Raw genomic sequence first — 21,261 nt, forward strand, 5'->3', positions numbered from 1 at the left:
TAGGTTATCTCTTCGGCCGACCTTTCAGGCCGAACCCTGGGAACGCGTCGCGGAGCGGATTCGCTACATGGTGGGATCCGGGGTCGGAAGGCAAATCCCGCTCCCTTCACCATGGCCGTACCGCCCCTCTACCAGACAGGTGAGGTCATCATGCTTGGTGTTCGTAAAGCTGTGTTCCCGGTGGCCGGAATCGATACGAGCTTTCTGCCGGCAACGAAGGCGAGCCCGAAGGAAATGCTGCCGGTCATCGACAAACCGCTCATTCAATATGCCGTTGAAGAGGCCATCGGTGCAGGCATTACCGAGCTTATCTTTGTGACGGGCCGCGGAAAGCGCGTCATCGAAGATCACTTCGACAGGTCCTACGAGGTCGAACACGTGCTTAGGGCGCGCGGCCGGCAGAATCTCGTCGAACTCGTGCAGAGCATCAAGCCGGCCAATGTGGAGTGCGTCTATGTCCGGCAAGCCGAACCGCTCGGTCTCGGGCACGCCGTGCTTTGCGCGGAAAAGCTGATTGGCGACGAACCGTTTGCGGTCGTGCTCGCCGACGATCTGCTCGACGGCAAGCCTCCGGTTCTCGCGCAAATGGTCCATATCTTCAGCCATTACGATTCCTCGGTTCTTGCGGTGGAAGAATTCGAGTCGTGGGAGTCGACGAGTCATGGCGTGATCGACGGCCGGCATTGGGACGAGCGCGTGATCAGCGTGAGCCGCATCATTGAAAAGCCGACGCCCGAACTGGCGCCGTCGAGCTTCGGCGTGGCCGGACGTTACGTGCTCATGCCGAGCATCTTCCACCATTTGCGCGCGCTGAAACCCGATGCCAACGGCGAGATCGAGCTCACGCCCGCCATTCACTCGATGCGTGAAGAGGAGCAGGTGCTGGCCTATGAGTTCGTTGGCAAGCGCTACGACTGCGGCACCAAGCTCGGCTATGTGCAGGCGACGGTGGACTTCGCCCTGCGGCATGCGGAATTGCAGGAAACCTTCGATGCGTGGCTGCGCGAGCGCATGGGCGCGGCGCAACTGGACGCGTGGGCAGCGGGTTCGATGCTGAGCCAACCGGCGCCGGTCGCGCCCGGGCTCGCACATTGAAGCCATGCCGTTTGCGTAGGAGAGTTGAACGTTACCCGTGAACGGGCAGCCTCGATAGCATGACATCGCTTTGACCGGGCGGGATCTAACGATGCCACCCTTTTCAAGGCGATGCAAGGAAAGGATTGGTAAGAAACCGTGCAAGGTTCCGCCCGTCGCACTGCTTTAAAATCGCGGCATGAACCCCAGCGTCCTCATTGTCGACGACGATCCCGTCGTGCGCGATCTGCTGAGCCGCTTCTTGCGCTCGCATAACTTCGATACCGCCGTGCTGCACGACGGCGTCCACCTCCAGCGCCGCCTCGAGCGCGAACGACCGTCCATTGTGGTGCTGGACATCATGATGCCGGAGACCGACGGCCTCGAAGCCATTGCCGCCTTGCGCGCGGCCGGCGACGACATTCCCGTCATTTTCGTCACTGCGCGCGGCGCCGTGAGCGATCGCATTCGCGGGCTCTCGCTGGGGGCGGACGACTATTTGCCGAAGCCCTTCGATCCGCACGAACTGCTCGTGCGCATCCAGAATATCCTGCGGCGGCGCGGTCCGTCCACCGCGAGCGCGCCTGAGGCGCGCCGGCGCTACCGGTTCGGCGACTTCGAGCTCGACTTCACGATGCGCACGCTCTCCTGCGGCGACACGCAAATCCCGCTGAGGGAGAGCGAATTCGCGTTGCTGAAGGTATTCGCCACACATCCCTACAAAGTGCTTTCGCGCACGCTGATCCACGATATCGTGCATCGCGACGAGCGCGAATTCCACGAACGCAGCCTCGACGTACCGATCTGGCGCCTGCGCCGCGTGATCGAGGCCGATCCGTCGAATCCGCGTCATATCCAGACAGTGCGCGGAAAGGGCTATGTATTCGTGCCGGATCCGGCGAATTATTCGGAGGCGCACGGCGCAGCAATTCAGTGAGAAGTCCGTTGAATACGCTGTTCGGGCGCATGGCATTGCTCTCGGCCGCGGTTTTGCTTTCCATGCAGCTGGGCTGGTTTTTGCTGCTTGCCCGCCAGCCGCCGCGCCATGAAGTCGATGGCTTTGCGCGTGGCGTCCTGCTCGCGCTACGCGTGGCGAGCGAAGAGCACGTCGGGGGCGGCACGGTGCCGCCCCCGGTGCATCTCGGCAGTTCGCTCGAGCCGCCGAAGGACCACGATCTGAGCGACGTGTTGCGCGTGCACCGCGTGCCGGTGTGGAACGTGCCCAAGGACGTTCACTTGCACGAACCGACGCGCAGGCCGCTGGTCGACTTGACGCGCCATCTGCGCGAACAATTGCCGCCCGGCACGCAGTTCGCCGTGGATGACGGGCGCCCGCCGCAGCTGTGGGTGCGCTTTCCGGGCAGCACGTCCTGGGTCGTTGTGCCGGTCGATATTCCGCCGCCGCCGCGCTTTGTCATCGAAGGGATTTCGATGCTGCTGGCGGCGCTCACGCTGTCGTTCCTCGCTGCCTGGCAGATCCAGAAGCCGCTCGCGAGCCTCGCCCAGGCGGCGCGCCGGTTCGGCACCGGCGAGCGCATTGCGCCGCTCGAAGGCAAGGGGCCGCGCGAACTGCGCGACGTGAGCGCGTCGTTCAACGACATGATGCGCTGCGTGAACGAGGCGGAAGACGATCGCGTGGTGATGCTGAGCGGCATCGCGCACGATCTGAAGACGCCGCTCACGCGGCTCAAGCTGCGCGCGACCCTGATGGCAGAGGAGGCGGAGCGCAACGGCATGCTGCGCGACGTCGATTCGCTCACCCACATCGTCCAGCAGTTTCTGGAGTTCGCGCAGCAGTCGCCCGACGCGGGCAGGCTATTGAGTGTCGACGGCTTTCTGCAAAGCCAGTTTGGCAATCCTGACGAAATCGAGGGCGGCAACGGGCCGCTGTTCGTGCTCGATCCGCGTGCCGGTTCGCGGTTCAAGCTGCCCCAGGTCTCGCTGGACCGGCTCGTCACGAATCTCGTCGATAACGCACTCGAGTATGGCGCGCCGCCAATCGAAATCTCGACGGCGATCGAAGACGGATCGTTCCTGATACGCGTACGCGATCACGGCGCCGGCATCGAGCCCGAGCGCATTCCCGCCGCGATGAGGCCGTTCGTACGCCTGAATGCGGCGCGCGGCGGCGAAGGCCACTGCGGCCTCGGGCTGGCCATCGTCGCGCGGCTCGTGCGCGATAGCGGCGGCCAATGCGACGTCAAAAACCATTCCGATGGCGGTCTGCTCGTGCAGCTCAGCTTTCCTGTCGCTCACGGCTGATACGCCACACCAAAAAACGCGCCGAGCCCTCGCGGACCGGCGCGCAAACGTGCCGACGCTTGAAAGAGCGGGCGCTCGTGGACGTCGTGGTCAGGCCGTCGTGCTGACGAACAGGCCGCTCGCGGCGCCCGAGCCCTGCTGCTGCAGGTTGCTCGCGAGCGTCGTGAGGAATTGCTGAAGCTCGGACGTCGTGCCGCTCGACGAACTGCTCGATGAGGCGCCCATTGCCGTCAAAAGGTTCTGGAAGTCAGACGTCAATTCGCTGTCCGAACTGCTGCTGCTCGACGAACTGCTTGCCGTGCTCGAATCGGAGGACGTGCTGCTCGAAGCCGACGAGAGCGACTGCGCGAGGTTCGAGATCGCCGAAGCGAGATCGCTGCCGTAACCGCCTGCCGACGAGGGCGGCGGAGGCGGCGGCGGGGGCATCATCGCTGCGGCAGTGGTCGTCGTGCTCGAATCGCTCGATGTGGACGACGTGCTGGAGCTGGAAGCCGTAGTCGCAGACGTCGCGCTTGCCGACGAAACCGCGCTGCTGCTGTCGCTGCTATCGCCCGTGGCCGTCGTGGTGACGCCGCTCTGTTGCGCGGCGACCTGAAACAGCGCGCCGAGGAATTGCTGGAGCGCGGCGGCAAGCGCATCGGGCGACGTGGACGACGTGCTCGACGTCGAACCGGTGGAACTCGACGAGGAATCAGAACCGGTGGTGCTCGCGGACGCGGTGGCCGTGCTGTCCGTGGTGAAGCCGAGCGACGAGAGCGCCGAGGCGATGGCGGCGGCAAGCGGATTGACGTTGTTCGAGTCCGACGAGGCGTCCGAAGCCATGGGCATGCCCGACATCTGGCTGGTGCTCGTGGATTGCCCTTCTGCCTGGTAAGCAGCCCGGGTCGAATACAGTGAGTTTGAGCTGGATAACGCGCTTATCGACATGTTTAACCCCCCGGTGAATGTGCGATATGGTCGATGCCCGACCGAGACGGCTGGTCAGGCCACTCAGTCGGCGCAATCGTATGTCGTCTTTCGCCGCGGGGGGCGGCTTTGTAATTCGAGGAAAGAGTTCAGGTAAGGAATTAGTGCCATCCTTACTTTTCCTTTCCTCAGGCTGCTGCGTCGCGCACCGGCGGCGCGAAGCGCAGCGCTACCGCAATGCGGTTCCACGCATTGATATTCGCCACGGCGGCGGTCAAGAATGCCATCTGCTCGCCGGGAAACTGGCGCGCCACGTCCTCGTAGAGCACGTCGCTCACACCGTCATGGAGCTTCGCGGTCAGCGCTTCCGTGTAAGCCAGCGCGGCGCGTTCACGCTCACTGAAGTATTCCGGCGCCTCGTGCCATGCGGCCACGAGATCGAGCTTGACGCGCGGCACGGCTTTCTCGCGCGCAATGTTGAGGTGGTACTGAATGCAGAACGCACAGCCGTTGATTTGCGAGGCGCGGATTTTCAGCAGCTCGGTGAGCGGCTTTTCGAGCCCCGAGGCATCGACCGCCTTGCTCATGGCGGAGAGCGCGGCGGCCACCGGGGCGGCATCGCGCGCGAAGGTTTCGTAAGCAATGCGGGTAGACGTGCTGGACATGACTGGACCTCGCGAAGTCTGGGCGTTAATATCAGAGCACGAACATCATATTCGAACTCTGACATCATGCGCAAGACAGTGAAAAAAGACCCGGTTTCGGAAAGGGGCGAACCCACGAGCGCTATTCCGGCGGTCGGCGAGGGCAAGCGCGGCGAGGCGGGCTATTTCGGCTACCTGCTGCGCCAGGCGGGCGCGGCGCACCGTTTGCGCATGGAACGCGCACTCGACGATCTGGGCATTACGCCGCCGCAATTCGTCGTGCTGACCATTCTGGCCGCCTACCCCGGCATTTCGGGCGCCGATCTCGCGAGGCTCGCGGCGCTCACGCCGCAAACGGTGAGCGTGATCGTCGCGAATCTGGAGCGCGGTGGCGCGATCGTGCGTCGCCCGCACGCTGTGCATGGGCGCATTCAGCAGATCGACGTGACCGATGAGGGCGAAGCGCTGCTCAGGGAGTGCCGCACGCGCGTGAAGAAGCTGGAGGCGCGCATGGCCGCGGGCTTCACGGCCGAAGAAGAGCAGGTGATACGCCGCTGGCTGGTGAGCGTCGCGCGCGAGGATGACGTGGGCTGAATGCAGCCGCGCTCCACCGCGCGTTACTGCGAAGCACTCTTCGCTTGCGCGAGGCTGCACGAATGGTCGAGCAGGCCTTCCGCCGTGCCGGTCCCGCCATCGACATCGAGCCCGCTGTTCACGACGAGCCAGCCGTCGTGCTTTGCATCGGGGCCGGCGCCCGTCACGAGTATCGTCTGCACGGCCATGGTCTGTTGCGGGCCGAGATCGCGCTCGACCACGCGAAAAGGATTGTTGTTGTCCGAGAGGCTCGTCACACGCGTGACGCGGTAGCGCGATCCGTCGAGCGTGGTCCAGCGCCACGTGCCCGGCGCGATGTCGGCATACGGCGCGAGTGCTTTGGTGATGTCGGGGCGCATGCAATCGACGTGGATATGCAGTTGATTCTGCGTGCGGCGCTCCGAGGAGTTGATCTCGAGGCCGAGCTGGTTGCCGGCGAGCGGCATGCCGAGCTTCGCTTCCACGAAACGTCCCGCGCCCCATGCGCCGACCCAGTACTCAGGCGCGCCGCCGTAGAGAATTTCGGGGCTCTCGATGCCGGCCACGCGGTCGGTGGGAATCACGAGATACTGCGCACGCCCTGCGATGTCCTTGAGCACGGCATAGCGCTTCTGGAAGTCGACGGTGGTGCAGGGGCCGGGCTTGCCCTTGTCGCGCATATTCGGCACGCACTGGCCGCCGACGACTTGCCAGAGACCGTTGGAGTCGACCGCGGAGAGGCGCACGCACGCGCCGGTGGCGGCGAGCGCAACGACCGCCGCCGTGGCGACGGCAAGCCGGGACATCCGCATGAAAGGGGCAAGGCGCAGGGATCGCATCGGCACGAAGTGTCTGGGTTGAGTCGATCAAACGCGCCGCGCTGCGAAGTCTGCACGCGTTGCGGCGCAACGCTGCGCGCAGTGTAGCGCAATGCCCGAGACAGTCGCTTGTGCGCGGTTGCCGCGATTTATTTGCGGCGCGGATGAAACGTGACCGGTTGCGCGTTCGAGGCGTCCGTTGCCGCGGGCGTCGGTCCGCACGTGCCGCAGGTGCCGCAGCCGTCGCCGCAATCGCCGGTTGCGCCTTTGGGCTGCACGAAACGCCCGAGGCGCTGCACGAATGCACTACGTTGCGGGCGCAACAGTGCGGCGGCCACGGCGGCCTGCGCGCGCGTGGCCGTTTTCGGTGCAAGCTTGCGCAGCGTATGGACGAAGCTCGCGGTCACGAGCAGCGCGATCACCGCATATTGCGCGACGAGTCCGGCGCTCATACGAAGTGCCTCGCGACCTGATACGTGACGAACGAGGCCGCATAGGCCACGACGAACATGTAGCCGAACGAGACCACGACGGCGCGCCACGAGCGCGTTTCGCGGCGAATCACGGCGAGCGTGGACATGCATTGCGGCGCGAATGCGAACCACACCATCAGCGAGAGGGCGCTGGCGAGCGAGAAGTTCTGCGCGAGCGTGTGGCCGAGCGCGGCGGTGTCCGCGTCGCCGCCCGCCACGGAGTACACGGTGGCGAGCGCGGCCACCGCCGTTTCGCGCGCGGCGAACGCGGGGATCAGCGAAAGGCTCATTTGCCAGTTGAAGCCGAGCGGCGCGAACGGCCATTGCAGCGCGCGGCCAAGATAGCCGGCGATGGAGTAATCGATGGCGGGCAGTGTTGCGCCGGCGGGCGGCGAGGGGAACGTGGAGATGAACCACATCAGCACCGTGAGCGCGAGGATGATGCCCGTCAGGCGCTTGAGGAAGATCGCGCCGCGCTCCCACAGGCCGATGGCGACGTCGCGTGGGCGCGGCAGCCGGTACGAGGGCAACTCCATCAGCAGCGCGTGTTCACGGTGGTCGCGGCGGAGTTTCTTCATGACCCAGCCCACCGCCATCGCGCCGGCAATGCCGGCGGCGTAAAGCGCGAAGAGCACCAGGCCCTGCATGTTGAATACGCCGAACATCATGCGGTGCGGAATGAAGGCGCCGATCAGCAGCGCATACACTGGCAAGCGCGCCGAGCACGTCATGAGCGGCGCGACGAGGATCGTGGCGAGCCGGTCGCGCGGGTCGGAGATGCTGCGCGTGCCCATCACGCCGGGAATCGCGCACGCGAAGCTCGACAGTAGCGGAATGAACGAGCGCCCGGTGAGCCCCACCGCTACCATCATGCGATCGAGCAGGAAGGCCGCGCGCGGCAGATAGCCCGACTCCTCCAGTACGAGGATGAAGAAGAACAGCACCAGGATCTCGGGCAAAAAGCCGAGCACGGTGCCGACGCCGCCGAACAGCGCGTCCGTCACGAGGCTGCGCAGCGGGCCGTCGGGCAGTGCCGTACCGGCGGCCGCGCCGAGCCAGGTGAAGCCGTCGCCGATGGCATCGGTGAGCGGCTTGCCGAGCGAATACACGGCCTGGAACACGAGGAACATCACGAACGAGAGGATCAGCGGGCCGAGCACGGGGTGCAGTGCGAAGCGGTCGATGGCGTCGTCGCGCGCGTCGGTGGCGCGCGGCATCGTCACGGCGCTCGCGAGGATGGCGCGCACCGTGCCGTGCAGGTCGTCGGCCGCCGCTGCTGCTTGCGCCTGCGGTTTTTCAGGCGTCGTGTGGTCGATCAGCTCGATGAGCGCTTGCGCGCCGCCGCGCCGCACGGCCACGGTTTCGACCACGGGCATGCCGAGCTGGCGCGCAAGCTCGCCCACATTTACCTCGACGCCGCGGCGCTTTGCGGCGTCCATCATGTTCAGCGCGAGCACCATCGGGCGCCCCATGCGCTGTACTTCAAGCACGAAGCGCAGATGCAGGCGCAGATTCGTCGCATCGGCCACGCAGACGATGAGATCCGGCGCGGCCTCGCCCGGGTAGCGGCCGAGCAGCACGTCGTGCGTCACGCGCTCGTCGGGGCTCGTCGAGTCGAGGCTGTAAGCGCCCGGCAGATCGAGCAGTTGCACCTTGCGGCCCGAGGGCGTGGCGAAGCGCCCTTCCTTGCGCTCGACCGTCACGCCCGCGTAATTGGCGACCTTCTGGCGCGCGCCGGTCAGCAGATTGAAGAGCGCGGTCTTGCCGCAGTTGGGATTGCCGACGAGCGCCACGCGCAGCGGCGCAACCGGAGCCAGGCTCATTGCGCGGCCTCCCCGTCCGTCGTCACGCTCACGCGCTGCGCTTCCGCGCGGCGCAATGCAAAGCGGGTCGAGCCGATCTGCACGAGCAGCGGGTCCGCGCCCCAGGGTGCGCGCGCAACCACGCGCACGGGCTCGCCGGGAACAAAGCCGAGGTCGCGCAGACGCTGCGCGATCGGGTCGGGGGCACGGATATCCTCGACACGCTCCACGAGGGCGGTCGCTCCTTTGGACAGGTCGGTCAGACGCATAGGTGGGGGGTCTGCTTATAACGAATGAGAACCGTTCTCATTGTAGCGCAGCGCCGGCATTGTGGCGCTAAATGCGCCTCGGCTCCGTCGATGCGGGCGGGGAACCTGCGGCCGAGGCGGGGTAGCGGTGCCGTGTGCGCTCAAATTTCCGGCGCAGGCAGCGTCCCGAGAATCGCTTCGAATGCAAGACCGATCGCGAGCAGCCTGCGGTCGCCGCCGACCGGTCCGTCGAGTTCGAGCCCGACGGGCAAGCGCGCGTCGACAAGACCCGCGGGCAGCGCGAGACCTGGAATGCCGGCATTGCTCGCGGGATCGGTGTTGCGCAGATACGCCACCATCTCGTCGATCGGCGCCGCGCCGTCGATCGACACGCGAGACGATCCATTCAGCTCGTCGATCGGCACGGCGGCGAGCCGCGTCGTAGGAAAGAGCAGCGCGTCGAGTCCGCTGGCCGCGAAAGTCTGCGCATAGAGCTGCTGCAGACGCGGCCGCCACACCGTCATTGCGCTGTGATAGTCGCCGCCGCGCGCGTCGGCGAGCACGGCGTCGTAGGCCGCGCGCACATCGGGACTCGCAATGCGCACGGCGACTTCGGCCACGGTTTGTGCCGGTGCGTGGTTCGCAACGAGCCATGCTGTGAGATCGTCGATGGGCTCGTGCAGCGCGATCGCGTAGCTCACGCGGTCGTTCAGCGCGAGCAGCTCGCTCATTTCGACCGGTACGAACGTGATGCCTGCGGCTTCGAGCTTCGCGAGCGCGGCGCGCGCCACGTCTTCGAGCGCGGCTTCGAGGCCTTCCCACAGCGGAGCGGGCAGGCCAATGCGCAGATTCGTCACGGCGGCCGGCGAGAGCGGCCCGTGCCCGGTAATCACGGCGTCGAGCAGCGCGACATCGGCAACCGTGCGCCCCATCGGCCCGACCGTATCGCGCGTATGGCTGATCGGCACGACGGCCTGCGGGTCGTGATAGCGGCGTTGCGTGCCGCCGTCGCCCACGCTCGGGCGCAGGCCGACAATGCCGCATAGCGCGGCCGGTATGCGCGTGGAGCCGCCGGTGTCGGTGCCGAGTCCGGCGGGCACGATGCGTGCCGCAATGGCGGCCGCCGTGCCGCCGGAAGAGCCGCCGGGAATTCGTTCGGGGTCCCAGGGGTTGCGCACGGGCCCCGCATGCGGCGCGAGATTCGTGCTGGTGATGCCGAACGCCAGCTCGTGCATGTTGGCCTTGCCGAGCAGGATCGCGCCGGCATCGACGAGGCGCTGCACCGAAGGCGCGTGACGCGCGGGCACGAAGCCTTCGAGCGCGGGCGTGCCCGCCGAGGTCTGCAGGCCGCGCGTATTGATGTTGTCCTTGACGACTACGGGCAGCCCGGCGAGCGGCAGACGCGCGCGCTCGCTGGCGCCGAGCGAGTCGATGCGCTGCGCGGCGGCGAGCGCGCCTTCCACGTCGAGCACGGTTAGGGCGTTGAGGTTGGAGAGCGCCTGCGCGCGCGCCAGCAGCGTGGCGACGTAGTCGGCGGCCTTCAGTTGTCCGGCCTGGATGGCCTCGACGGCTTGCGTTGCGCTCAGTTCCAGTTGCTGGTCGACAGTCCAGGTCATGCAGCGTTCTCCTCGTGCGGCTATACAGCCATGCTAACAACGCGTGCGTTTTACGTTGCGGCGCGACTTCTTCAAGAGGCGCAGCGCGAAGCGTGCGAGCGTGGGCACGAGCGTCGGCCGCAAGAGGCGCGCGTCGTAGCCGCTCATGCGCGCGTCGTTTTCTTCGAGGCAGAGTTCGATCATCTCGCGCGGTTCGAGCGCGTCGCCCAGTACCTCGCGGTTCGCGGGCAGAAAATTCGAGTCGCGCGTATTGCCGCTGGCGTCGATGCCTCGTGCGATCGCGAGCCGCTCCCATACCAGCATGAACCAGATGGCGGCGACGCGCACGGTGTGCCACGGCCTGCGCCACCGGGGCATGGTCTCGCGATACCACGCCACCCAGTTAACGAAGAAGAGGATGTGGCGCGCCTCTTCCTGGATCACCGGTTCGAAGGTTTCGACGAGGTCTGGCGGGAAAAAGCCCGAGCGCTGCGCCGAGCGAAACAGGCCGAACGCGAAGAAGCTGTCGATGCACTCGCTATAGCCGGTGAACATCCACGCCCATTCCGCCTTTTTGGGCGGCAGGTATTCGGGTTCAGGCGCAAATTCGATGCCGTAGGCCTGCACGAGATTCGAGAGTACGACCTTGTGGCGCGCTTCCTCGGCCGCGTCCATTTCGATTGCTTCGCGCAGCAGCGGGTCGCTGAGGGTTTGCGCGTAAGTCAGCACGCGGATCGAGGCGCGGCCTTCGGTCTGCACCGCCATGTCCCAGATCGGCAGCGATGTGAGGCGGCCGAGCGCATCGGGCTCGAGCTTCGGCCAGTCGAGCACGGCGGGGCGGTAGGGATCGTGGGTGTCGAGCAGCATCCGGCAGAACATCTTGCGATGTTCGTCCGATCCGATCTTGATGGGCCCTGGCGTGCCGTGAGTCCAGCGCCGCAGCGCGGCGTCCTGCTCGGAGATGAAGGCTGCGCCTTCGTCCGGATGCGTCAGGGTTTCGGACATGAGCATCTAACGGGAAGGGGGTATGACTCCTATTCTGTCACAACCGTAAGGAAGCATGCGCCCTCACGCGCAGCGGCGCTGCTGCTCGATCCACATGCGCGCCCAGCGGCAGGCGTAGGCGAGCGCGTGCCTTTCGTCGAAGAAGTAATCGAGTTCGTCGAACGAATGCTGCGCGCCCGGCTGCGTGCCAATGGTGAGATTGGCGGCGAAAAGGCCGTTCGGGAGCTGCCGCGCGCTGGGGGCGACGACGTAGCCTTTGTAGCGTAATGAAGTGTTCATGGCCGCGCTTCCTGCTGATCTTCTGCTGATTTGCTCGGGTTCTCGTTTTCAGTGGCGCGGGTGTTTTGCTGTCCACTCACGGTACCGACACGGACCAGCGTATGAGCCGCCGTATGTCGATGGAACCAATCATTCGTCGCAAGCAAATCACGTGTGGCCTGGAGCGGTCAGCAGGATGATCCGGATGAGGCGAGGGGTGAATCCGGCTTCAATGTGGACCGGACGAAATGCAGCGTCTGTGGGATGGCGCACGTGATCTGCGCCGCGCGACGCCGGCAATGTGGGTTAGGGAACGTTTCCCGCCCCGCACGTTCGACGCGCGGGCGGGCGGCCAGGCGGCAGAGGTCGGGCAGCGTGTCAGACCGCGAGGCTCAGACGTTTTTCGGTGCGCGGCGCGTTGGCGGCCTGCGCGCCGCCGACGCTGTTCAACGCGCTCGCCGGCGGCGCCGCACGATGTTCCTGGCCGCCGAACGCGAGCGCGAACTGCGCCGCCTGGCGGCCGACCGTTGCGAGCTGTTCGGCGACCTTGGCGTCGGAGCACTGCAGCGCGCTCTCGAAGCGTGTCTCCAGCGTGTTGATGCCCGCGCCGAACGGTGTCGGCCAGCCGCGCAGCGCGTGCACGATCGAGCGCAGCGAGGTCAGCACCGAGCCCGCGGCCTGCCAGCCATAGGCCGTGACGATGCAGCCCACTGCGCGGCCGTCCAGGTATGGGCGGTTGTCGGCACGCAGTTCTTCGAGCGTGTCGAGCGCGTTCTTCACGAGCCCCGATACGCCGCCGTGATAGCCGGGCGTCGCGATGATGACGGCGTCGGCGGCGCGCACGGCTTCGATCAGCTCGAGCTGGGCGTCGGTTCGCACGGGGTCTTCGGGCGCGTAGTGCGGCAGCGTGTGCAGGAACGTGCCGCCGAACAACTGCGTGCGCGCGCCGGCGTCTTCGGCGCCGCGCAGCGCGAAAGCGAGCGCGCGCTCGGTCGACGAGGCGGCGCGCGTCGTGCCGCCGATGCCCACCACGAGCGGGCGGCGTTGCGAATCGGAAATGCTCAAGGGGCGCTCCCTGAAATGCGATGAGACCTGGCTCGTGGGTGATCGGGTGACGCCGCCACGAAGCCTGCAGGCCTGGAAAGGGTCATCTTAGAGATCGCGCCGAGCGGCGCGAAACGACTTTTTGTTCTATCCATATGCCGGCGGCGCTACGTTGCGCGGCGCCATGCGCCCGAAATGCATATGCGAAACCATTGTTTGGACGCGCAGCGGGCCGTGGCTAAGATGAAGCCGTCTCCTCCATGACATCTCCTTGACATGGGATTCGGCCCCGCACTTCTCCGGTGACGGGGCTGTTTTTTTTCTGGAGACGGGAACGGGCGGCGCTTCGAGGTCTTCGAGGCCACGATCGCGGCAGCTGCGTGCCGCACTGTAGGTCGTGTTTTGCGCCGCTGACTGCGGCTACGCGCTAGCTCAAACCGTGAGGACGTTGCCGTCGGGGCCGATTTGCGGCGGAATTTCCGGCAGGGTGCCGTTGCCCGGCGCGGTGCGCGCGGGGGTGCCCGGCGTGGCCGGCAGCGTGGGCGCGGGAGCGCGCACGGCCGGTTCGGCGACCTTGCGAGTGGTGAGTTTGTCGGTGGAGGCCAGCTTGTGCTTCGTGCCGTGATGCGCCTTCTTGCCGGCATTGCTCGCATGCGCCGAGGGCGTGCGCGCTTCCGGCGGATTCCAGATCTCGATGTAGTGTTCCCCGGCGATCGCGGTGGACGCGAGGACGCCCAGCAAGGTCCCCGTGATGAAGAATCGCACGTCGTGTTCTCCGTTTCGATGTACAGGCCGGGGCCGCGCCATGCGCCGGGGCGCGATGGGGCGGCGTAACCCGGTACGGCGACCGGGCGGCACGAACGGCCGGCTGCCACGCACTGTACATTCATACAGGCGCTTATGCAAACGTTTCACGACGTGCTGCGGGCGATGTGTTGCATGGGCGCGCCGCGGCCTTACGGGGCTTGCGCCGGCGCTCAGTCTGGCGTTTGCGGGCGGTTCAGGCGTCGAGCGCCGCCCGGTTTTGTGCGATCGCTCCGTCCGCGGCCAGGCCGTGGGCGCCGAGCCAGCGCCCGTAGCTGCGCGGCGAGAACGCGAGCGTGAGCACGATCATCGCGCTGATCGATACGGCGAGCATGATCCACGCGCCCGTAAAGCCGCCCGTGAGGTCGCGCACGCGGCCGGCCACGATGGGGGCGAGCGCGGCGATAACGAAGCCCAAGCCCTGGACGAAGGCGACGAGGCGCGCGGCAAGGCGGTGATCCGCGCAATGGTCGAGCGCCGTGACGAGCGTGACCGAGAACGTGCCGCCGAGCCCCGCGCCCGCCGCCGCGACCCACAGCAGCGGCGCGGCCTCGGGCCACGCGGCGAGGCCGATCACACCGACGAGCTGGCCGCACAGGCCCAGAACGAGCCACGGACGCCTGTCCGTGAACGCCGCCGCGGCGAGCGGCAGGAGCAGCGCGCTGGCGGCCTGGAACACCGTCATCGCCGCGAGCAGCGAGCCGCTCGCTTCGACGCTCGCGCCGTGCTGCTGATAGTAGGCGGGCAGCCACGCGACGAGACTCGTATAACCCCCGTTGACGAGCCCGAAATGCAGCCCGAGCGTCCACGCCCGGCGCTTGCGCCAGACTGGCGCCGTTGCCGTGTCGGCATGCGCCTGCGAGGGTGCGGTGGCGGCGTGCTGCGCGTGCCGACCTGCTCCCGACCCGCCGTTCAACACGCCCCAGATCGCGAGCGCGGCCAGCGCCGGCAATGCCCAGACGGCAAGTCCCACATGCCACGAACCGCTGAGGCGTGCGACGAGCGGGCTCAGGCTCGCGCCCAGCCCGCCGCCGCCCATGATCGACGCCGAGAACAGTCCCATTGCGAGCGGCACCCGCGCGGCGAAGCGTTGCTTCATGACGGCGGGCAGCAGCGCCTGGATGGCCGCGACGCCCGCGCCGGCCGCGGCCGCCGTGAGCATGAGCGCGCCGCCGCTGGCGGCGAACGCGCGGGCCGCGCATGCCGCCGCAATCGCCACGAGCCCGAGCGCGACGCCGCGCGTCTCGCCGAGGCGGCGCGCGAGCAGGCCGGCGCCGAACGCGCCGAGGCCCATCGCGACGACAGGCAGGCTCGTGAGCAGCGAAGCGCCGTAGAAGCTCAGGCCGGTGTCGTTGCGAATGGTCGTCATGAGCGGGCTGATCGAGGTGAGCAGCGGCCGCAGATTCAGGCCGATCGCGACGATCGCGGCATACCACGCAAGCACGCTGGCCGACTCGCCGGACGGCATCCGGGAATCATTGGAGCGGGTTTGAGGGTTCAATGCGGTCAACCTTTTTTGCACCTTAACGGTTGACCATTATAAGCAATAATTGTCAACAATCTGGCTCGACCCGCTATGCCCGGCATGGGCGATCGAGTATGGGCGCGGGTCTATATCGCCTCGCCATGCCGCTCGCTACAATGCGACCTGACCCATCGACCCGACCCAGCTAGCGCGCCTGCCCATGGCTCAATCCTCCCGCCACGTTCCGCCCCGCGATACCGACGAACCGTCCGATGTCGAAGCGCGTGTCTATGCGTCGATTTCTTCCGCGTTGCTCGAAGGCAAGCTCGCGCCGGGCCAGCAACTGGTGGAGCGCGAACTCGCGGCGGCGTTCGGCTGCACGCGCGGCGCGTTGCGCAAAGTGCTGGCGCGCCTCGGCTACGACGGCAAGCTCGTGCTCGAACCCAATCGCGGCGCGTTCGTGCCGTCGCCCTCGGAGGACGACATCCGCGCGGTGTACCGCGCGCGCCAGGTGGCCGAAGCGGGCGTGATGGTGAGTCTGTGCGGCACGCTCGACGCCGCGATGCGGCGCAAGCTCGCGGCTCACGTGCGCAGCGAGAAGAAGGCGTTGCGCGAGGCGCGCGTGGACGAAGCGGTACGCCTTGCGGGGCAGTTCCATCTGCTGCTGTCCGAGCAGGCGGGCGGCACCGCGCTCGTGGAGGCACTGGCGCAACTGGTCGCGAAGACGGAGCTTTACAAGGCCTTGTTCGATCCGTCGAAGGCGTCGATGTGCGCACCCGACGAGCACGCGCAGATCATCGAGGCGCTCGAGGCGGGGGACCTCGCGGCCGCGCTCGCCACGATGCGTGCGCATCTGGGCGAGTTGGAGGAGCGGGTGGTGCAGCAGGCACGTGCGCGCGCCGGACGCGATCTCAAGACGGTGTTCGCGGATCTCACGAACGGCTGAAAGCAAGGGGCAAACGTCAGCCCTGGTCTACGCGTCGGCGCAACTCCTTCGAAGCCGCGAGCGGAATGCGCGCATCGTCCCACGTGGCGAGCCATTCAATCTCTTTCGCGGCGAATACCTGGCCATGATTGCGCAGCGCGTACTGCAACGAGTCGATAACGTGGTTGCGGATGATTTCGGGCGTATGCGGGTCGTCGAGGACGATGCGCAAGGCTTCGAGCGTGGCCATGGTGCGGCTCCGGCGAATGTGGCGACCGCAACGTTATCGCACGACAAAAAAACGCTTGCCGGGCGAGAAAAAATGCCCGGTAAAGCGCGCCTCAGTGCCGCGTGCGCTTGAATATCTCGTACTCTTCGGCGAAGGCTCTCGCAACGGCGGGCCGCTCGCGCACGCGCTGCGCGTAGGTCGCGACGGCCTCCCATTGCGATACATCGATGCCCACGTACGGCGCCCAGTTCAGCACGGTCACGAGATAGGCGTCCGCCACGCTGAATTCGTCGAGCAGGAAGGTGCGCGAGTCGAGATGACGCGCGAGCAAGCCGAAACGGCGCGGGATCTTGCCGCGCGCATATGCCTTGACGGCCTCGTCCACGTCCTTGCCGAGCAGCGGCACGAACACGGCCTTGTGCAGTTCGGTGCCGATGAAGCCTAGCCATTGTTGCAGGCGCGCGCGCTCGCGTGTGCCCGCTGGCGGTGCGAGCCGCGCTTCGGGAAAACGGTCGGCCACCCACGGCAGCACCGCCGAGTTTTCGGTGAGCGTCCAGCCGTCGTCCTCGCGCAGCACCGGCACCTGACCGAGTGCGTTGACGGCGAAGAAGTCACCGCCTTCGGCGAGCTGCTTCGTGAGCGTATCGACCTGGATGTAGCGGGCCTGCGCGCCTGCCTCGTAGAGCGCGATGCGCGTGGCGAGCGAGCACGCCAGCGGGGCGAAATACAGTTCCATCGTCTTCCTCCTTTGCGGGCTTCGGGCTTTTTTGAATTTTTGTACTATAGTGAACAAAAATCGCCGATCCAATATTTCTATGCAATCCAGTACAAAAAAAGATAGCCGCCCGCGCGGGCGGCCGCGCGCCTACGATCCGCACGAGGCGCTCGCCCGCGCGCGCGATACGTTCTGGCGCAACGGCTACGCAGGCACTTCGCTCGACGACTTGAGCGAGGCGACCGGCATGAACCGGCCGAGCCTCTATGGCGCATTCGGCGACAAGCACGCGCTCTATCTGCAGACTATGGAGCGTTACGTGGAAGCGGGGCGCACGGCGATGGAGTCCGCGCTTGACAGCGCAGTGCCGCTGCGCGAGGCGCTGATGCGCGTATTCGACGGCGCGCTCGGCTGGTATTTGCCTGCGCACGACGCGGCGCGCGGCTGCCTGCTGATCGGCACGGCGGCGGTGGAAGCCGTCAACGACGAGGCGGTGCGCGAGCGTCTTGCCGCTGGATTGCGCACATTCGACAAGGCCTTCGAGCGGCGCCTGCGGGCGGCGCTCGCGCAAGGCGAACTGCCGCCCGACGCCAGCGCGCCGATGCTCGCGCGCCTCGCCTCGGCGTTCTTGCATAGCATGGCGCTGCGCGCGCGGGCCGGCGATTCGCGGGCCTCGCTGCGCGCCATGGCGGTGGCGGGCGTCGCGCTGATCTGCGGCGAAGCGCCGACGGCGGCCGATGCGCGTGCGGCGCGGCGGCGCGCGAAGTGATGTCACGCTGAACGTTGCCGGCGTCCTCCAGACGGGTCCGCACGCCGCTTTCCCTTGCTACACTGGCGCAGTCGCGCAGGGACGGCTTGCGCACTCGAAGAGGGGAACACGATGGTGCGCTACAGGCACTACAAGGGTGGCATTTACGAACTGGTTTGCGAGGCGACGCTCGAATCGGATCCTTCCGTCACGATGATCGTGTATCGCGCGGCGAACGGTACGATCTGGACGCGACCCTCCACCGTGTTCTTCGAACTCGTCGAGTATGAAGGCGGACTCGTGCCGCGCTTCGCGCCCGTCAACTGATTCTTTTCACACTCGTCTCTTCCACGCTTTAGAGGGTTTCGCCGAATGCGTTTACTGATTGCGCTGATTCTGCCCTGGCTCCTGTTCTTCACCATTGGGCGTCCGATTGCGGGCATCGTCTGCCTGATCCTGCAGGTCACGCTGATCGGCTGGATTCCGGCCGCGATCTGGGCCGTGTATTCACTCAGCCAGTTCAAGACCGACCGGAAAATAGAGGACGCGCTCGGCCGCCGCGGTTAAATCCCTGAGCGGGCGTCTACGCGCCGTTCGGAGGCGCGTTGCGCGTTACAACGCTAACGCGTGCTCACAATTCAATAAGAACTTAACGCTGATTTTTCTTTCTTACAAATAGAAAGGAGAGTCAGCTATGTTCAAGTTCGTTCTCACGGTGGGCGCCATCGCGCTCCTCGCCGGGTGTGCGGTGGCCCCGGGCTACGAGTATGGTTACGGCGGCTATGGCCAGCCGTACTCCACCGGCTATTACAGCGGCTACGCGCCGGGCTATGCGCCCACATATGGCAGCGTGAATATCGGCGTCTGGGACGGTGGCGGCGGTCGCGATTATCACGGCGGCGACTGGCACGGCGGCGGCGGTGGTTGGCACGGGGGCGGCCCGGTTGGTCACGGTGGCGGTCACGGCGGACCTTGGGGGCCGCCGGGCGGTAGTCATGGAGGCGGCCCCGGCGGCGGTCATGGTGGCGGAGGCCACGGCGGTGGCGGTCACGGTGGCGGCGGACCGGGCGGCCGTTGATCCACGCCGAGTCGGAAAATCGCTTCAAAACGAATCAGGCCCGCCACTCTCACGAGGGCGGGCCTGATGCTTTGCACGAGAACCCGGCGTCACAGCCGGGGTTGTCGCGAAACTTACTGGCTCGACTGCGACGTTCCGTTCGTCGACGGGCCGTAAGCCGTCGCGCGCTGCGCTGCGACCTTGGCTTCGGCAGCCTGAATGTTTTCCGGATAGTGCATCCAGTCGCTCGGATCGTAGCCGGCGGCGCGCAGTTGCGCGAGATCGGCGCGAACTTCGGCGCGGGTCACGGGTTGTTGCTGGGGTTGTGCCTGCGCGAACGCAGCGGCGGGCACGGCGACGATGGCGGCAAGCACAGCTGCCTTCAGAAACGAATTCATGACTAACCTCCGATGTTTTTGTGGGGAGCCATCGCATCGGCGGGGCCCATCTGGTCAATGTATGTGGTCGGAGGGTCAGGGTAAATACCTGGAAAGCGAATTCAGTGTTCTTCTGGCGGCAACAATCGGGTTCGGAATCTCCTGAAGGGTTGCGCGACGTGCTTGCAATAAGGCCGGACGGCCGCGGATTATCCGGCCCTGAAATCTCGCCGGATTATTGCGAAATCCGTAATTCCAATTCGCCCGAAACGGTCTGTATCCGGCTGTGGCGCTTGCCTAGAATCCACTCACAGCCAGCCGATGCGGCGAATCGCAGCGAGCCGGCCGAGCACGACAGGGTATGCACCGTCGTTGCGCATCGATGCTAAATAATTCCGGAGGTTGTCATCATGAAGTCGCTTCTCAAGGCTGTTGCCCTTACCGTTGCCATGGCTGCTCCGCTGGCCGCTTTTGCCCAGGCCGATCAAGGTCTGACCCGCGAGCAAGTGCGCCAGCAACTCGTCGAATTCCAGCAAACGAGCCGCAATCAGGCGGCAGTCGCCCCGCAGGCGGCCGCGCCGGTCGCCCAGACCGACGGCTCGTTCGGCGGCGTGAGCAACTCGACGTCGGTTGCCGGCGCTCGCTATGTGTCGGAAGCGGCTCGCACCGGTCCGCAATCGGTCTACTTCGGCGGCCAGTAAGTCTTTCGGCAGTCAGCAGATAAAAACGGCCCGCGAATTCGCTTCGCGGGCCGTTTCGCATTTGGGCGCGGCGTTTTGTTGCCGCTACATGGCTTCCGCCTCCGGCACGTCGAGCACGAGATCCGTGCGCGCGACGGCCACGCAGGTCAGCACATAGCCCTCGGCTTTTTCCTCGCGGCTCAATCCGGGCCACTCGATCGTGAAGCTCACGTCGCCGCTCACTACGCGACACAGGCAGGCGCGGCAGGTGCCGTTGCGGCACATGCGCGGCAAACGGATGCCTTCGAACGCCGCCGCTTCCAGCAAGGTCAGCTCGGGCGGCGCTTCGAAGCTGCGCCCGAGCGGCTCCACGCGGACCACGGGCACGTGCGGCGGGCCCTCCTGCAAGCTTTCGCGGTTCACGTCGCTCATGAAAGCGACACTCCGAGCAGCCGCCCCGCGCCGGCCGTGAACGCCGCCGCGGCGAGTCCGATCACGATCTGCCGGAACGCCGAAAACGTCGCGCTGCGCCCGTTGAAGAGCGACGTGAACACGCCGACGAGGGCGAGCCCGCACGCGCTCAGCGCCACCGACTGCGCGATGGCCGTGACGCCGTGCGCCCACAGGAAAGGGGCAGTTGGAAACGCCGCGCCGAGCGAGAAGAGGCAAAACGAGACGGCGGCGGCCGACCACGGATTGCCGCCCAACTCCTTCGGATCGATGCCAAGCTCCTCACGCGCCAGCGTATTGAGCGCCTCGTCCTTGTTGCGCATGATCTGAGCGGCCACGCGGCGCGCTTCTTCAGGATCGACGCCCTTCGCCTGATAGATGAGCGCAAGCTCGTGACGCTCGGCGTCCGGCGTGTGTTCGAGTTCGTCGGCTTCCTTCGCAAGCTGCGTGCGCGCAAGCTCGCGCGCGTTGGTCACCGAGAGCCATTCGCCGAGCGCCATCGAGCAGGCGCCCGCCACGAGGCCCGCCAGCCCCGTGAGCAAAATCGTGCGATTGACGCTGCCCGCGCCCGCCACGCCCATGATCAGGCAGAAGTTCGAGACGAGCCCGTCGTTCGCCCCCAGCACCGCCGCACGCAGGTCGTTGCCCGCCATCGCGCCCTTGTGCCACGACTCGGCCGCGCCGATCGCTTCGCCGTGGCCGTGTTCGGGCTCGCGCTTCTTCGCGGCAATCGCCTGCACGATGGCCGCGTGCTGCTGCTCCTGGGCCGAAAGCTTCTCGGCGCCGGGCTCGTGCGCGTAGCGGTCGCGGTCGGCGTACTCGGCAGCGGCGACGGTGGGCAGCACGAGTGAAGGGCCGAACGTGCGCGTGAGCGTTTGCAGCAGGCGGGTTTTCGCGCTGCGCCGATGCGGCCGGGGCGTGACGCCGTTGGCCGCGAGCTTCTCGCGCCAGACGCTCGCGTGCTCGCGCTCGGAGGCCGCGAGATCGGCGAAGATGCGGCGGCGCTCGTCGTCTTTCTCGACCGCGGATAGCGTGTCGTAGACGGCGGCGCTGTCGAGTTCGTCGGCGAGATTGCGCCGGAAGCGGTTGATTTCCTGAGCGGAGGCCAT

29 protein-coding genes are annotated in these 21,261 nt (G+C 66.5%); 12 read left to right on the forward strand and 17 right to left on the reverse strand.

Annotated elements, in window-relative coordinates:
• Positions 1–150: 150 nt before the first annotated feature.
• The 3 genes from galU (at position 151) to AB4Y36_RS05870 (ending at position 3,336) form a co-directional block, all read left to right on the forward strand.
• Positions 151–1,095: a UTP--glucose-1-phosphate uridylyltransferase GalU gene (gene galU / locus AB4Y36_RS05860; protein ID WP_368605481.1), complete on the forward strand. Its 945-nt coding sequence runs from the start codon at positions 151–153 to the stop codon at positions 1,093–1,095.
• A 178-nt stretch (positions 1,096–1,273) separates the two neighbouring features.
• Positions 1,274–2,011 carry a response regulator gene (locus AB4Y36_RS05865; protein WP_028202613.1) on the forward strand — a complete coding sequence of 246 codons (738 nt, stop codon included), beginning with the start codon at positions 1,274–1,276 and terminating at the stop codon, positions 2,009–2,011.
• Positions 2,008–3,336 (forward strand): ATP-binding protein, encoded by a 1,329-nt coding sequence (locus tag AB4Y36_RS05870; protein WP_368682524.1) that lies wholly within the window; start codon positions 2,008–2,010, stop codon positions 3,334–3,336. The genes AB4Y36_RS05865 and AB4Y36_RS05870 overlap by 4 nt, the downstream gene beginning before the upstream one ends.
• Positions 3,337–3,426: 90 nt before the next feature.
• Here AB4Y36_RS05870 and AB4Y36_RS05875 read toward each other — a convergent pair whose 3' ends face one another.
• Positions 3,427–3,765: a hypothetical protein gene (locus AB4Y36_RS05875; protein ID WP_368605483.1), complete on the reverse strand. Its 339-nt coding sequence runs from the start codon at positions 3,763–3,765 to the stop codon at positions 3,427–3,429.
• Between the two features lie 19 nt (positions 3,766–3,784).
• Between AB4Y36_RS05875 and AB4Y36_RS05880 the strand changes: the two genes are divergently transcribed.
• Both AB4Y36_RS05880 and AB4Y36_RS05885 read left to right on the forward strand, forming a co-directional pair.
• Positions 3,785–3,931, forward strand: a complete 147-nt coding sequence (locus AB4Y36_RS05880; protein WP_342946738.1) for a hypothetical protein — start codon at positions 3,785–3,787, stop codon at positions 3,929–3,931.
• Positions 3,932–3,982: 51 nt separating this feature from the next.
• Positions 3,983–4,210 carry a hypothetical protein gene (locus tag AB4Y36_RS05885; protein ID WP_368616650.1) on the forward strand — a complete coding sequence of 76 codons (228 nt, stop codon included), beginning with the start codon at positions 3,983–3,985 and terminating at the stop codon, positions 4,208–4,210.
• 220 nt (positions 4,211–4,430) lie between these two features.
• On the opposite strand, the gene AB4Y36_RS05890 is transcribed toward AB4Y36_RS05885, so the two are convergent.
• Complete coding sequence (locus AB4Y36_RS05890) at positions 4,431–4,907, reverse strand: carboxymuconolactone decarboxylase family protein (protein ID WP_368605485.1); 477 nt, start codon at positions 4,905–4,907, stop codon at positions 4,431–4,433.
• A gap of 66 nt (positions 4,908–4,973) precedes the next feature.
• On the opposite strand from AB4Y36_RS05890, the gene AB4Y36_RS05895 reads away from it, so the two are divergent.
• Positions 4,974–5,480, forward strand: a complete 507-nt coding sequence (locus AB4Y36_RS05895) for a MarR family winged helix-turn-helix transcriptional regulator (RefSeq protein WP_368682525.1) — start codon at positions 4,974–4,976, stop codon at positions 5,478–5,480.
• 23 nt (positions 5,481–5,503) lie between these two features.
• On the opposite strand, the gene AB4Y36_RS05900 is transcribed toward AB4Y36_RS05895, so the two are convergent.
• The 10 genes from AB4Y36_RS05900 to AB4Y36_RS05945 all read right to left on the reverse strand — a co-directional run bounded on the left by AB4Y36_RS05900 (position 5,504) and on the right by AB4Y36_RS05945 (position 14,974).
• Positions 5,504–6,298 (reverse strand): CDP-diacylglycerol diphosphatase, encoded by a 795-nt coding sequence (locus tag AB4Y36_RS05900; RefSeq protein ID WP_368616733.1) that lies wholly within the window; start codon positions 6,296–6,298, stop codon positions 5,504–5,506.
• Positions 6,299–6,426: 128 nt separating this feature from the next.
• Positions 6,427–6,729, reverse strand: coding sequence for a DUF6587 family protein (locus AB4Y36_RS05905; RefSeq protein WP_368682526.1), 303 nt, complete (start codon positions 6,727–6,729; stop codon positions 6,427–6,429).
• A complete protein-coding gene (locus AB4Y36_RS05910; RefSeq protein WP_368682527.1) occupies positions 6,726–8,573 on the reverse strand; it encodes a ferrous iron transporter B in 1,848 nt (615 codons plus the stop codon). The genes AB4Y36_RS05905 and AB4Y36_RS05910 overlap by 4 nt, the downstream gene beginning before the upstream one ends.
• The gene (locus AB4Y36_RS05915; RefSeq protein ID WP_342946732.1) at positions 8,570–8,821 is read right to left on the reverse strand and encodes a FeoA family protein; all 252 of its coding nucleotides are present in this window, start codon (positions 8,819–8,821) and stop codon (positions 8,570–8,572) included. Before AB4Y36_RS05915 ends, AB4Y36_RS05910 begins: the two co-directional genes overlap by 4 nt.
• A gap of 140 nt (positions 8,822–8,961) precedes the next feature.
• Complete coding sequence (iaaH, locus tag AB4Y36_RS05920; protein WP_368682528.1) at positions 8,962–10,416, reverse strand: indoleacetamide hydrolase; 1,455 nt, start codon at positions 10,414–10,416, stop codon at positions 8,962–8,964.
• Between the two features lie 33 nt (positions 10,417–10,449).
• Entirely contained in the window at positions 10,450–11,400 is a 951-nt protein-coding gene (locus AB4Y36_RS05925) for a ferritin-like domain-containing protein (RefSeq protein WP_368682529.1), read from the reverse strand.
• 63 nt (positions 11,401–11,463) lie between these two features.
• Positions 11,464–11,679 carry a transcriptional regulator gene (locus AB4Y36_RS05930; protein WP_069261717.1) on the reverse strand — a complete coding sequence of 72 codons (216 nt, stop codon included), beginning with the start codon at positions 11,677–11,679 and terminating at the stop codon, positions 11,464–11,466.
• Positions 11,680–12,036: 357 nt separating this feature from the next.
• Positions 12,037–12,723 carry an NAD(P)H-dependent oxidoreductase gene (locus AB4Y36_RS05935; RefSeq protein ID WP_342946729.1) on the reverse strand — a complete coding sequence of 229 codons (687 nt, stop codon included), beginning with the start codon at positions 12,721–12,723 and terminating at the stop codon, positions 12,037–12,039.
• Positions 12,724–13,134: 411 nt separating this feature from the next.
• Positions 13,135–13,467, reverse strand: coding sequence for a hypothetical protein (locus AB4Y36_RS05940; protein WP_141710545.1), 333 nt, complete (start codon positions 13,465–13,467; stop codon positions 13,135–13,137).
• Between the two features lie 235 nt (positions 13,468–13,702).
• Entirely contained in the window at positions 13,703–14,974 is a 1,272-nt protein-coding gene (locus AB4Y36_RS05945) for a cyanate transporter (RefSeq protein WP_368682530.1), read from the reverse strand.
• 217 nt (positions 14,975–15,191) lie between these two features.
• Here AB4Y36_RS05945 and AB4Y36_RS05950 point away from each other — a divergent pair, with 217 nt between their 5' ends.
• Positions 15,192–15,917, forward strand: coding sequence for a GntR family transcriptional regulator (locus AB4Y36_RS05950; RefSeq protein ID WP_342946727.1), 726 nt, complete (start codon positions 15,192–15,194; stop codon positions 15,915–15,917).
• 16 nt (positions 15,918–15,933) lie between these two features.
• Here the strand turns inward: AB4Y36_RS05950 and AB4Y36_RS05955 are convergent, their stop codons facing one another.
• The gene (locus AB4Y36_RS05955; RefSeq protein WP_069261722.1) at positions 15,934–16,146 is read right to left on the reverse strand and encodes a hypothetical protein; all 213 of its coding nucleotides are present in this window, start codon (positions 16,144–16,146) and stop codon (positions 15,934–15,936) included.
• 91 nt (positions 16,147–16,237) lie between these two features.
• Positions 16,238–16,861 (reverse strand): glutathione binding-like protein, encoded by a 624-nt coding sequence (locus AB4Y36_RS05960; protein ID WP_368682531.1) that lies wholly within the window; start codon positions 16,859–16,861, stop codon positions 16,238–16,240.
• 79 nt (positions 16,862–16,940) lie between these two features.
• Here AB4Y36_RS05960 and AB4Y36_RS05965 point away from each other — a divergent pair, with 79 nt between their 5' ends.
• The 4 genes from AB4Y36_RS05965 (at position 16,941) to AB4Y36_RS05980 (ending at position 18,666) form a co-directional block, all read left to right on the forward strand.
• Positions 16,941–17,609: a TetR/AcrR family transcriptional regulator gene (locus AB4Y36_RS05965; protein ID WP_342946725.1), complete on the forward strand. Its 669-nt coding sequence runs from the start codon at positions 16,941–16,943 to the stop codon at positions 17,607–17,609.
• Between the two features lie 111 nt (positions 17,610–17,720).
• Complete coding sequence (locus tag AB4Y36_RS05970) at positions 17,721–17,915, forward strand: DUF1653 domain-containing protein (protein WP_069261725.1); 195 nt, start codon at positions 17,721–17,723, stop codon at positions 17,913–17,915.
• A gap of 45 nt (positions 17,916–17,960) precedes the next feature.
• Entirely contained in the window at positions 17,961–18,155 is a 195-nt protein-coding gene (locus AB4Y36_RS05975; RefSeq protein WP_069261726.1) for a YqaE/Pmp3 family membrane protein, read from the forward strand.
• 127 nt (positions 18,156–18,282) lie between these two features.
• Positions 18,283–18,666, forward strand: coding sequence for a hypothetical protein (locus AB4Y36_RS05980; protein ID WP_368682532.1), 384 nt, complete (start codon positions 18,283–18,285; stop codon positions 18,664–18,666).
• A gap of 113 nt (positions 18,667–18,779) precedes the next feature.
• Here the strand turns inward: AB4Y36_RS05980 and AB4Y36_RS05985 are convergent, their stop codons facing one another.
• The gene (locus AB4Y36_RS05985) at positions 18,780–19,043 is read right to left on the reverse strand and encodes a DUF4148 domain-containing protein (protein ID WP_069261728.1); all 264 of its coding nucleotides are present in this window, start codon (positions 19,041–19,043) and stop codon (positions 18,780–18,782) included.
• Between the two features lie 389 nt (positions 19,044–19,432).
• On the opposite strand from AB4Y36_RS05985, the gene AB4Y36_RS05990 reads away from it, so the two are divergent.
• Positions 19,433–19,723 (forward strand): DUF4148 domain-containing protein, encoded by a 291-nt coding sequence (locus AB4Y36_RS05990; RefSeq protein ID WP_069261729.1) that lies wholly within the window; start codon positions 19,433–19,435, stop codon positions 19,721–19,723.
• Between the two features lie 84 nt (positions 19,724–19,807).
• Here AB4Y36_RS05990 and AB4Y36_RS05995 read toward each other — a convergent pair whose 3' ends face one another.
• Together AB4Y36_RS05995 and AB4Y36_RS06000 are read right to left on the reverse strand one after the other, a co-directional pair.
• Positions 19,808–20,134, reverse strand: a complete 327-nt coding sequence (locus tag AB4Y36_RS05995) for a 2Fe-2S iron-sulfur cluster-binding protein (RefSeq protein WP_069261730.1) — start codon at positions 20,132–20,134, stop codon at positions 19,808–19,810.
• The gene (locus AB4Y36_RS06000; protein ID WP_069261731.1) at positions 20,131–21,261 is read right to left on the reverse strand and encodes a VIT1/CCC1 transporter family protein; all 1,131 of its coding nucleotides are present in this window, start codon (positions 21,259–21,261) and stop codon (positions 20,131–20,133) included. The genes AB4Y36_RS05995 and AB4Y36_RS06000 overlap by 4 nt, the downstream gene beginning before the upstream one ends.

The organism is Paraburkholderia sp. BR10936, from assembly GCF_040965735.1.
Taxonomy (GTDB): domain Bacteria; phylum Pseudomonadota; class Gammaproteobacteria; order Burkholderiales; family Burkholderiaceae; genus Paraburkholderia; species Paraburkholderia nodosa_A.